Annotated in this window: 10 protein-coding genes; 6 read left to right on the plus strand and 4 right to left on the minus strand. The window is 59.6% G+C overall.

Going from position 1 to position 10,579, the window contains the following annotated elements; all coding sequences use genetic code 11:
• Positions 1–780: 780 nt before the first annotated feature.
• The 3 genes from AC6I7Z_RS10320 to AC6I7Z_RS10330 all read right to left on the minus strand — a co-directional run bounded on the left by AC6I7Z_RS10320 (position 781) and on the right by AC6I7Z_RS10330 (position 4,192).
• A complete protein-coding gene (locus tag AC6I7Z_RS10320; protein ID WP_497814139.1) occupies positions 781–1,761 on the minus strand; it encodes a LacI family DNA-binding transcriptional regulator in 981 nt (326 codons plus the stop codon).
• A 123-nt stretch (positions 1,762–1,884) separates the two neighbouring features.
• Positions 1,885–2,940: a sugar phosphate isomerase/epimerase family protein gene (locus tag AC6I7Z_RS10325; RefSeq protein WP_497814140.1), complete on the minus strand. Its 1,056-nt coding sequence runs from the start codon at positions 2,938–2,940 to the stop codon at positions 1,885–1,887.
• 22 nt (positions 2,941–2,962) lie between these two features.
• A complete protein-coding gene (locus AC6I7Z_RS10330; RefSeq protein WP_497814141.1) occupies positions 2,963–4,192 on the minus strand; it encodes an MFS transporter in 1,230 nt (409 codons plus the stop codon).
• 288 nt (positions 4,193–4,480) lie between these two features.
• Between AC6I7Z_RS10330 and dgoR the strand changes: the two genes are divergently transcribed.
• From dgoR to AC6I7Z_RS10355, 5 genes are all read left to right on the plus strand, one after another.
• Positions 4,481–5,170 carry a D-galactonate utilization transcriptional regulator DgoR gene (dgoR, locus tag AC6I7Z_RS10335; protein WP_497814142.1) on the plus strand — a complete coding sequence of 230 codons (690 nt, stop codon included), beginning with the start codon at positions 4,481–4,483 and terminating at the stop codon, positions 5,168–5,170.
• Positions 5,167–6,042: a 2-dehydro-3-deoxygalactonokinase gene (locus AC6I7Z_RS10340; protein WP_497814143.1), complete on the plus strand. Its 876-nt coding sequence runs from the start codon at positions 5,167–5,169 to the stop codon at positions 6,040–6,042. Before dgoR ends, AC6I7Z_RS10340 begins: the two co-directional genes overlap by 4 nt.
• Entirely contained in the window at positions 6,026–6,643 is a 618-nt protein-coding gene (locus AC6I7Z_RS10345) for a 2-dehydro-3-deoxy-6-phosphogalactonate aldolase (RefSeq protein ID WP_497814144.1), read from the plus strand. Before AC6I7Z_RS10340 ends, AC6I7Z_RS10345 begins: the two co-directional genes overlap by 17 nt.
• The gene (gene dgoD, locus AC6I7Z_RS10350) at positions 6,640–7,788 is read left to right on the plus strand and encodes a galactonate dehydratase (protein WP_497814145.1); all 1,149 of its coding nucleotides are present in this window, start codon (positions 6,640–6,642) and stop codon (positions 7,786–7,788) included. Before AC6I7Z_RS10345 ends, dgoD begins: the two co-directional genes overlap by 4 nt.
• Before the next feature lie 85 nt (positions 7,789–7,873).
• Complete coding sequence (locus AC6I7Z_RS10355; protein ID WP_497814146.1) at positions 7,874–9,265, plus strand: MFS transporter; 1,392 nt, start codon at positions 7,874–7,876, stop codon at positions 9,263–9,265.
• Here the strand turns inward: AC6I7Z_RS10355 and AC6I7Z_RS10360 are convergent.
• Positions 9,253–10,158, minus strand: a complete 906-nt coding sequence (locus AC6I7Z_RS10360; protein ID WP_497814147.1) for a LysR substrate-binding domain-containing protein — start codon at positions 10,156–10,158, stop codon at positions 9,253–9,255. The two genes, AC6I7Z_RS10355 and AC6I7Z_RS10360, sit on opposite strands and share 13 nt — an antisense overlap.
• A gap of 119 nt (positions 10,159–10,277) precedes the next feature.
• On the opposite strand from AC6I7Z_RS10360, the gene AC6I7Z_RS10365 reads away from it, so the two are divergent.
• On the plus strand, positions 10,278–10,571 hold the full coding sequence (locus AC6I7Z_RS10365) for a DUF1330 domain-containing protein (RefSeq protein ID WP_497814148.1): 294 nt from the start codon (positions 10,278–10,280) through the stop codon (positions 10,569–10,571).
• Positions 10,572–10,579 lie beyond the last annotated feature (8 nt).

Genomic DNA, 10,579 nt, shown 5'->3' on the forward strand with positions numbered 1-10,579 from the left:
CTGCGATGTTGTTTTCCTGGGGCCGCCGCATTATTTTAAAGAGAATCAATTTTTATAAAAAATCAATACCTTGTTTTTTTGATCGCGGCCTGTTATTTAATAACTACCTAAATGAATAAGCACGCCGGAATAAAGCAAAGCAGATCAAATAACAAATAATCACCTTAAATAAAGGCTATTCCGCTTGAGAATAACTGCCAGCTCCGGTTGATTTAGATCAAACACCCTGGCTATCGCTGAATAATTGTTTAGCGAAATAAAATAAATATATTAATCTGTAGGGCGTATGAGTTATGCATTTCCCTGGTGTTAGCCATTATGGCTATCCCGCTTCAGCCTGCCGGTCGCCAACGACCCACGAAGCGGGATTTTTTTTGCCCAGCATCTGCTATTAGCGCCCGCTTATTACGCTTATTAGCCTTTCACCGCCGCAGTAAAACCTTTTTCACCCGTCGCGAGTTTCACAAAAGGCAGATCGTAAAGCGCATCCTTATCGCTTATGAACAATATGCTGCCGCCACGCGACGCTCCCGCTTTATAGGGCGGAATGAGCGACGCCCTTATTCTTTCTGCTAATTAAAATAAAAAATTGTTAATTACCCTGCCATTCTGGCGCGGAAAGATTAAAGCGGACGTAAACAGCATGCGTTGATATTTTCAGTTCTGACCAATGACTGGCTTTTATTAAATAAAGGTTGTCAAAAGAGAATGCTATCCGCTAAGCAGGTAAAGCATTAACAGGCTATTCATCAATTCACATAGACGGCGCACAATTTTGCTTCAGGCGCTGGCGCGCAAAATCAGTCGCCACGCCATCATTACCCGTTCCGTGGGCGCCTGCGGATTGGCTATTTTTTTCTGCAGCAGGTCAAAGGCCGTGCGGCCAATCGCGCGCGACGGCTGAGCGACGGTGGTGAGCGCCGGCGAAACGATTTCAGCGAGTTCGGTGCCGTCAAAGCCGGCCACGGCGATATCCTGCGGTATGCGCAGACCTGCGGATTCGATGGCGGACATCGCGCCGGCCGCCAGCGTATCCGATACGGCAAACACCGCGTCGGGCCGGGTGTCGCGCCTCAGCAGCGCCTGCATCGCCTGTTTGCCGGCGCTAAAACTCAGATCGCTGGCGTAGCCGATCGCCTGCCAGCGCAAATCGCGGCTCTCCAGCTCCTGCTGATAGCCCTGCTGGCGCAGCTGGGCATATTTGTAGCTGAGATCGTGGTTAATCAGGGCGATCTGGCGACGGCCGCCGTCGGCCAGGTGGGCGACCAGCTGGCGCGCCGCGTCGGTATCGTTGATCCCTACGCAGGAGATATCGCCGGCGTCAGCATACTCCGCGCACTGCACCCAGGGCATATCGCCGATAAGCTGCGTCAGCTCCGGCAGCCGGGTGAAGGCATCCATGGTAATCACCCCCTCCACCATTTTCCCCGCCAGCAGCTGCAGGCTGGAGCGTGAGCGATTAATATCGGCGCCGGAGTTGCACAGCAGAATGCGATAGCCGTTCTGCTCCGCCTGCTCCTCGATCCCCTTGACGATTTCCGCGCAAAACGGGTTGGAAATATCGGAAACCAGCACCAGCACCATCGAGCTGCGCGCGGTGCGAAGCTGGCGCGCCAGCAGGTTAGGTTGATAGTTGCTGGCTTCTATCGCCTTCAGCACCTTATCCCGGTTGATTTCCTTGACGCTGTCGCTGTTGTTAATGACGCGAGAGACGGTGGCAACAGAGACGCCGGCCAGCCTGGCGATTTTTTGAATGGACATGATGGGATGACTTCCTGGGTCAGTTTCTCGTCTGCTGGCTATCATAATCCCCTGCGAGACAAGACGTTAGTCCAATTCGGACGCTGTCGCCGCCGGCAGGTCAGAGAGCGGCGTCGCCGCCGGTCAATTCTCCAGCCCAAGCGCGGCGCGCAGGCTGGCGCTGCTCTGCCGGGCGGCGAAGTCATCAAAGGCGTGCTCCGCCACCGGAATAATATGGCGGCGAATAAACTCCGCGCCCTCGCGCGCGCCGGTCTCCGCCTCTTTCAGGCAGCACTCCCACTCCAGCACCGCCCAGCCATCATAGTTGTACTGCGCCAGCCTGCTGAAAATGCCCTTGAAGTCGATCTGGCCGTCGCCCGGCGAGCGAAAGCGTCCGGCGCGGTCGATCCATTTCTGGTAGCCGCCGTAGACGCCGCTGCGGCCGTTCGGCAGGTACTCGGCATCTTTAACGTGAAAGGCTTTAATGCGCGCGTGATAGATATCAATAAACTGCAGGTAATCGATGTGCTGCAGGTGCAGATGGCTGGGGTCAAAGAGAATATTGCAGCGCGGATGATGATCAACTTGCTCCAGGAAGCGCTCAAAGGTCACGCCGTCATGCAGATCTTCGCCGGGATGCAGTTCATAACAGAGGTCGACGCCGTGGCGATCGTAGAGGTCGAGCAGCGGCCGCCAGCGGCGCGCCAGCTCGGCGAACGCCTCCTCGAACAGCTGCGGATTGTGCGGCGGCCAGGGATAGATATAGGGCCAGGCGAGCGAACCGGAAAAGGTCGCATGGGCGCGCAGCCCGAGGTTTTGCGACGCGGCCGCCGCCAGCGCCACCTGCTCTGTCGCCCAGGCGGTGCGCGCCTCGCGCTTGCCGCGCACGCCTGCCGGCGCGAAGTTATCGAAGGCGGCGTCGTGCGCCGGATGCACCGCGACCAGCTGTCCCTCCAGGTGCGTTGAGAGTTCGCTGATGCATAGCCCATTTTCCTGCAGCAATCCGCGCACCTCGTCGCAGTAGGTCTGGCTGCTGGCGGCGCGCTGCAGATCGAATATCGCAGGATGGTTGCAGGGGATCTGCAGGGCTTTATAGCCGAGCGACGCCGCCCACTGCGCCAGCCCCGCCAGCGAATTAAAGGGTGCCTGCTGGCCGATAAACTGCGAAAGAAAAATGCCCGGACCTTTCAACGTTTTCAAAAACCACCTCCCGTAAAACCGCTCAGTCGCGATACTTAAATGTGAACAGAAACAGCACGGCGATCGCCGCGGCGGCAATCGCCGGGATCCACCAGAACAGCGCCCAGCTGGCGGCGGAAACCTGACCGGCTACCAGATGGTTATAGAGCGCGCCGGAGATTTGCGACCCCAGCAGCATGCCGATGCCGTAGGTGAACATCACAATCATGCTCTGCGCCTGACCCTTTACTTTCTCGCCCGCGATGCGATCGGTATAGATAAAGCCGACCACAAAGAAAAAGTCGTAACAGACGCCGTGCAGCAAGATGCCCAGCCAGATCAGCGCGCGCCCCTCTTCTCCCATGCCCATAGCGAACAGCGCATAGCGTACAAACCAGGCGGCCATGCCCACCAGCAGCATGATTTTCACGCCGAGACGACGGAACAGCAGCGGGATGACCAGCATAAAAAAGATTTCCGACATCTGGCCAAACGACATCAGGGTACTGACGTTTTTCACTCCGGCGTCGGCCAGCCAGGAGGCGGTAAAGGCGTAATAGGTGCCGAGCGGCACAGAGATCAGGGTGGCGCAGAGCGAAAAGATAAAAAAGTGGCGAATCTTCAGCAGCGCGAAGGCGTCGGCGCAGAAGAGATCGCGCAGGTGGAAAGGCGCGCCTTTCGCCGGCGCAGGCGTGTGCGGCAGCGTCAGGCTGTAGATCGCCAGCGCCACCGAGCTGATGGCCGCCAGCGTAAAGATGGCGACGCTTGAGGCGATGCCGAGAACGCCGATAAAAATCCCCGCCACGATCCAGCCGATGGTGCCGAATACCCGCACCACCGGGAAACTCTTCTCGCTGCTCGCCAGGCTGTGGAAGGCGATATTATTGGTCAGCGCCAGCGTGGGCATGTAGCACAGGGTGTAGCCGAACAGTAAGGCGATCAGCAACCCACCGTTTTCCGCCACCACCGCCTGCGGCACAAACCACAGGATCACCGCGCCGGCCAGATGCATCACCGCCAGCACCTTCTGGGACGGGAAGAAGCGGTCTACCAGCATGCCCAGCACAAAGGGCGACAGTATCGACGCAATCGGCCCGGCGGAGAAGGCATCGCCAATCAGCAGCGACATATTGTGCTGCGTCATCACCAGCCCGAGCGTTACCGACCAGCTGCCCCAGATAAAGAACTGCAAAAACATCATCAGCGACAGCCGCGGCACCAGCATGCGCTGCGTCGCTACGGCGCGATCGTTACCTTGCGTATAAGAAACCATAGCCGCCTCGCAGTGAAAAGTAATCGATTACAATGAATGCCCGCTAAAAAAGTAATCGATTACAAAATATCTTTCTCTCTTATTGATCACATTTTGCGCAGCGCGCTGGCGACAAGCCCCGTATCGGGATGACTGTTTTGTGATCCACATTGTAGTACAACTATCATTTATCGTACTACAATGCCGCCATACTGATAGCGGCTTACGTCCGCGTTGTACTTCAAACATGAGGCAAAACTGAGCGCTCAGGGTAAAGTAGAAGCAAACAGGCAGGCACAAGGAGCTTCTATGACCCTCAACAAAACCGACCGTATTGTGATTACGCTGGGCCAGCAGATCGTCAGCGGCAAATATCTGCCCGGCGCGCCGCTGCCGGCCGAGACCGAGCTGTGCGACGAGTTCGCCACCTCGCGCAATATCATTCGCGAGGTGTTCCGTTCGCTGACGGCGAAGCGGCTGATTGAAATAAAGCGTTACTACGGCGCCTTCGTCACGCCGCGCAATCAGTGGAACTACCTGGACTCGGACGTACTGCAGTGGGTGCTGGAAAACGACGACGACCCGCGCCTGATCGCAGCCATGAGCGAAGTGCGCAATCTGGTGGAGCCAGCCATCGCCCGCTGGGCGGCGGAGCGCGCGACGTCGCAGGATCTGGCGCAGATTGAAGCGGCGCTCAACGACATGATCGCCAACAACCAGCACCGGGACGCCTTTAACGAAGCGGACATCCGCTATCACGAAGCGGTGCTGCGCGCGGTACACAACCCGGTGCTGGAACAGCTTAGCGTGGCGATCAGCTCCCTCCAGCGCGCCGTCTTCGAGCGCACCTGGCAGGGCGACGAGGCCAATATGCCGAAAACGCTAAGCGAACATAAAGCGCTGTTCGACGCCATACGGTTGCAGAACGGCGATGCGGCAGAGCAGGCGGCGTACACCATGATCGCCAGCTCGACACACAGGCTTAAGGACATCACATGAGATCTCGCTATATCGCCGTTGACTGGGGCTCCACCAATTTGCGCGCCTGGCTTTTCGACAACGAACGCTGTCAGGAAAGCAGAGAGTCAGAAGCGGGCGTTACCCGGCTGAACGGGAAGCGCCCGCAGGCGGTATTAGACGAGGTCACGCAGGGATGGCGCGACGGCGCGACGCCGGTAGTGATGGCCGGCATGGTAGGCAGCAACGTGGGCTGGAAAAGCGTGCCCTATCTGCCGCTGCCTGCCCCTTTTTCAGCGATCGGCGCGCAGCTAACGCCGGTCGACCACAACCTCTGGATCGTGCCCGGCTTGTGCGTCAGCCGCGAGGATCACCATAACGTGATGCGCGGCGAAGAGACGCAGCTGCTCGGCGCGCACGCGCTGGCGCCCTCGCCCGTTTACGTGATGCCGGGCACCCACTGCAAATGGGTGCAGGTCGACAACGAACGTATCTGCGATTTTCACACCGTGATGACCGGCGAGCTTCACGCTCTGCTGCTGCGCCACTCGCTGCTTGGCGCCGGTTTGCCTGCGCAGCAGCCGTCGCAGGCGGCGTTCGACGCCGGTCTGGCGCGCGGACTGGCGACGCCGGCGCTGCTGGCGCAGCTGTTCGAGATCCGCGCCGCGCATATCCTCGGCAGCCTGGCCCCTGAAGAGGTCAGCGAATTTTTATCCGGTCTGCTGATTGGCGCGGAGGTCGCCACGATGCGCGAACGCTTTGGCCATCAGCCGATCGTCCTCGTCGGCGGAGAAGCGCTGACCCGCCGCTATCACCAGGCGCTGGCCGCCGCTGGCCAGCAGGCCAGCGTCATAGCCGGCGATACCGCCTTTCAGGCAGGCATAAGGAGCATCGTTAATGCAATGGCAAACTGAACTTCCCCTGATCGCGATTCTGCGCGGGGTCACGCCCGACGAGGCCGTGGCGCACGTCGGCGCGGTTATCGACGCGGGTTTCGATGCGGTGGAAATTCCGCTCAATTCGCCGCAGTGGGAGCGCAGCATCCCGCTGATCCTTGAGGCTTACGGCGACAGGGCGTTGATCGGCGCCGGCACGGTGTTGAAAACCGAACAGGTGGACAGGCTGGCGGAAATGGGCAGCAGGCTTATCGTGACGCCGAATATTCAGCCGGCGCTGATCCGCCACGCCGTGAGCCTCGGCATGATTGTCTGTCCCGGCTGCGCGACGGCCAGCGAAGCCTTTAACGCGCTGGATGCCGGCGCCCAGGCGTTGAAAATATTCCCCTCCTCCGCGTTCGGCCCCGGCTACATCAAAGCGCTAAAAGCGGTGCTGCCCGACGACGTGCCGGTGCTGGCCGTGGGCGGCGTAACGCCGGAAAACCTGGCGCAGTGGCTCGAAGCGGGCTGCGCAGGCGCCGGGCTCGGCAGCGATCTTTATCGCGCCGGTCAGCCCGTGGAGCGAACCGCGCAGCAGGCGGCCGCATTTGTTCAGGCATACAGAGAGGCAGTGAAATGAAAATAACCCGGCTCACCACATACCGTTTACCCCCGCGCTGGATGTTTCTTAAAATCGAAACCGACGAAGGCGTCGTCGGCTGGGGAGAACCCGTTATCGAGGGACGCGCGCGCACCGTCGAAGCCGCCGTGCATGAACTCGGCGACTACCTGATCGGTCAGGATCCGGCGCGCATCAACGATCTGTGGCAGGTGATGTACCGCGCCGGTTTTTACCGCGGCGGCCCGATCATGATGAGCGCCATCGCCGGCATCGATCAGGCGCTGTGGGATATTAAAGGCAAGGTGCTTGGCGCGCCGGTATGGCAGCTGATGGGCGGCCTGGTGCGGGATAAAATCAAAGCCTATAGCTGGGTGGGCGGCGATCGACCGGCGGACGTCATCGCCGGCATCCATACATTGCGAGAAATCGGCTTCGACACCTTCAAGCTTAACGGCTGCGAAGAGCTGGGCATTATCGACGACTCGCGCAAAGTCGACGCCGCAGTGAATACCGTGGCGCAAATTCGCGACGCCTTCGGCGATAAGATTGAGTTCGGCCTCGACTTTCACGGCCGCGTAAGCGCGCCGATGGCGAAGGTGTTGATCAAAGAGCTTGAGCCCTACCGCCCGCTGTTTATCGAAGAGCCGGTTCTGGCGGAGCAGGCGGAATATTACCCCAGGCTGGCGGCGCAAACCGCTATCCCTATCGCGGCGGGCGAGCGCATGTTCTCGCGTTTTGAGTTCAAACGCGTGCTCGAGGCGGGCGGACTGGCGATTCTGCAGCCCGATCTCTCCCATGCCGGCGGCATCACCGAGTGCGTCAAAATCGCCGCCATGGCGGAAGCCTACGATGTCGCCTTCGCGCCGCACTGCCCGCTGGGTCCTGTCGCCCTCGCCGCCTGTCTGCACGTCGATTTCGTCTCGCGCAACGCGGTTTTCCAGGAGCAGAGCATGGGGATTCATTACAACCAGGGCGCGGAGCTGCTCGACTTCGTGAAAAATAAAGCGGACTTCAGCATGGAAGGCGGCTTCTTTAAACCCTTAATGAAACCGGGACTCGGCGTGGAAATCGACGAGGAGCAGGTGATCGAACGCAGCAAAAACGCGCCAGACTGGCGTAATCCGCTGTGGCGCCATGCGGACGGCTCCGTCGCCGAGTGGTAAGGCGGATTATTTAGCCCAGCTCCGCTCGCCGCGAATTATCTGACAATACATAAATAGAAAACACACCCTCTGTAAATAACAGGGCATGGTGAACGGCTTCGCCATGCCCAAAATCTGGAGACAGATTGCGATGGATATTTCCGTAAATAATGCAAAACCAGGGCGACGTCGTTATCTCACGCTATTCATGATCTTTATTACCGTTGTGATCTGCTACGTCGACCGGGCTAATCTGGCCGTGGCTTCCGCGCATATTCAGCAGGAGTTCGGCATCACGAAAGCGGAGATGGGCTATGTCTTTTCCGCGTTCGCCTGGCTTTATACCCTGTGCCAGATCCCCGGCGGCTGGTTTCTCGATCGCATTGGTTCGCGGCTGACCTATTTTATCGCCATTCTGGGCTGGTCGGTGGCGACCCTGCTGCAGGGCTTCGCCACCGGGCTGCTATCGCTGATCGCCCTGCGCGCCGTGACCGGCATCTTCGAAGCGCCCGCCTTTCCCACCAATAACCGCATGGTCACCAGCTGGTTCCCGGAGCAGGAGCGCGCCTCCGCGGTGGGTTTCTTCACCTCCGGTCAGTTTGTCGGCCTGGCCTTTCTCACGCCGCTGTTAATCTGGATTCAGGAGCTGCTGAGCTGGCACTGGGTCTTTATCGTCACCGGCGGTATCGGCATTATCTGGTCGCTGGTCTGGTTCAGGGTTTATCAGCCGCCGCGCCTTACCAAAGGTATCGGCAAGGCAGAGCTGGATTATATTCAGCGCGGCGGCGGCCTGGTTGACGGCGATGCGCCCGTCACACGTGAAGCGCGTCAGCCGCTGAGCAAAGCTGACTGGAAGCTGGTGTTTCATCGCAAGCTGCTGGGCGTCTATCTGGGACAGTTCGCCGTGACCTCGACGCTGTGGTTTTTCCTGACCTGGTTCCCCAATTATCTGACTCAGGAAAAAGGCATCGCCGCGCTGAAGGCGGGCTTTATGACCACGGTGCCCTTTCTCGCCGCTTTTGTTGGCGTGCTGCTCTCCGGCTGGCTGGCGGACAGGCTGGTGAAGAAAGGCTATTCCCTCGGCGCGGCGCGTAAAACGCCGATCATCTGCGGACTGCTTATCTCCACCTGCATTATGGGCGCCAACTACACCGACGATCCGGTCTGGATTATGGCGCTGATGGCGGTGGCCTTTTTCGGCAACGGCTTCGCGTCGATCACCTGGTCGCTGGTGTCGTCGCTGGCGCCGATGCGGCTGATTGGCCTGACCGGCGGCGTGTTTAATTTCGTCGGCGGGCTGGGCGGCATTACCGTTCCGCTGGTGATCGGCTATCTGGCGCAGGATTACGGCTTTGGTCCGGCCCTGATCTATATCGCGGCGGTAGCCTTGATCGGCGCGCTCTCCTATATCCTGCTGGTGGGCGAGGTCAAACGCATCGCCGAGCCTGAAGAGAGCCGGAAGGGTCTGCGTCTACTGGAGAGCCCTCAGTCAAAATAGGGTTTGAGCAGCGCTTCGGTCCAGTGCATAAAAGCCCTGACCCGTTGCGACAGGCTACGGCGGTGCGCCACCACGAAAAAGGCGTTAAGCGGCGCGGGGCGCAGATCGGGCAGCACCTCCACCAGCGCGCCGGCGGCGAGATGCGGCGCCAGCGCGGAGTAGCCCGCCTGGATGAGTCCCATCCCTGCCAGCCCGGCCTCGTGATAAGTCTGAACGCTGTTCACCTTCATCATGCCCGGCAGCATCAGCGTTTTGTAGCCGTCGCCCGACGGATATTCCCATCCGTCGGGCTTCGCGCCGAAATTTCTTACGTAGTGCACCATGCGGTGTTCCTGAGTGACCAGCTCCTCAAGGGTGCGCGGCGTGCCGTAACGGGCGAGATAGGCCGGGCTTGCGGCATTGATCATGCGCAGCTTGCCTAACGGCCGGGCAATCAGCGTCTCATCCGCGACGGGGCCAAGACGGATCACGCAGTCAAATCCTTCCTGCACCAGGTCGACGCGGCGATCGGTGCTGGAAAGCTCAATCTCCAGCGCCGGATGCGCCGCCATCAGCTGCGGCAAGGCCGGTATCACCACCGACTGCGCCAGCACGGTGGGCATATCGACGCGCAGCCGCCCGCGCAGCGGCGCGCCCTGATCCGCGAACATCGACTGCAACTCTTCCGCCTCCGCCAGCAGATCCCGCGCGCGGGAATAAAAGGCGCGGCCATCCTCGGTGAGCTGCACGCTGCGCGTGGTGCGGTGCAGCAGCGTGGCGCCGACCTCCGCCTCCAGTTCGCGTATCACTGCCGATACGCGCCCTTTCTGCATGCCCAGGCTTTCCGCCGCGCGGGTAAAGCTGGTCATTTCCGCCACGCGGGCAAAGACCAGCAGCGCATCGAGATTCTTCATTGTTCACTTTTCCAGTAACAGCGCGTTCTTATTTCACCCATTTATGCGCAGTTTAATACTCAATAAACTCGCTTTGCATCCTGCTTTTAAAGCTCTGTTAACTAATGAAGGTACTTATCATGACGGCAAAAGGTTATTTAATCGCTCACGTTACCGTATCGGACGCCGCGGCCTACGCGGAATACGCCAGCGCGGCCGGCGAGGCGATGCGGGAATTCGGCCCGGAAATCGTCGCCTGGTCCGGGCAATATGAAAATCTGGAAGGCGAAGCGCATGAGCGGCACGTGATTTTCGCCTTCGCCTCTTTTGCCGAGGCGAAGCGCTTCTACGAAAGCCCGGCCTACCAGGCCGCACGAACGCTGCGCGCGGGCGCGGCCACCGGCACCTTTGTGCTGGTCGAAGGCCGCGCCTGACATAGTTC

The organism is Pantoea sp. X-Soil-MYKO-1289, assembly GCF_059730625.1.

Excerpts from the sequence above, each read along its gene's own strand:
- AC6I7Z_RS10320 (WP_497814139.1), bottom strand. The coding sequence starts at position 1,761 with ATGTCCATTCAAAAAATCGCCAGGCTGGCCGGCGTCTCTGTTGCCACC.
- AC6I7Z_RS10330 (WP_497814141.1), bottom strand. The coding sequence starts at position 4,192 with ATGGTTTCTTATACGCAAGGTAACGATCGCGCCGTAGCGACGCAGCGC.
- dgoR (WP_497814142.1), top strand. The coding sequence starts at position 4,481 with ATGACCCTCAACAAAACCGACCGTATTGTGATTACGCTGGGCCAGCAG.
- AC6I7Z_RS10340 (WP_497814143.1), top strand. The coding sequence starts at position 5,167 with ATGAGATCTCGCTATATCGCCGTTGACTGGGGCTCCACCAATTTGCGC.
- AC6I7Z_RS10345 (WP_497814144.1), top strand. The coding sequence starts at position 6,026 with ATGCAATGGCAAACTGAACTTCCCCTGATCGCGATTCTGCGCGGGGTC.
- dgoD (WP_497814145.1), top strand. The coding sequence starts at position 6,640 with ATGAAAATAACCCGGCTCACCACATACCGTTTACCCCCGCGCTGGATG.
- AC6I7Z_RS10355 (WP_497814146.1), top strand. The coding sequence starts at position 7,874 with ATGGTGAACGGCTTCGCCATGCCCAAAATCTGGAGACAGATTGCGATG.
- AC6I7Z_RS10360 (WP_497814147.1), bottom strand. The coding sequence starts at position 10,158 with ATGAAGAATCTCGATGCGCTGCTGGTCTTTGCCCGCGTGGCGGAAATG.
- AC6I7Z_RS10365 (WP_497814148.1), top strand. The coding sequence starts at position 10,278 with ATGACGGCAAAAGGTTATTTAATCGCTCACGTTACCGTATCGGACGCC.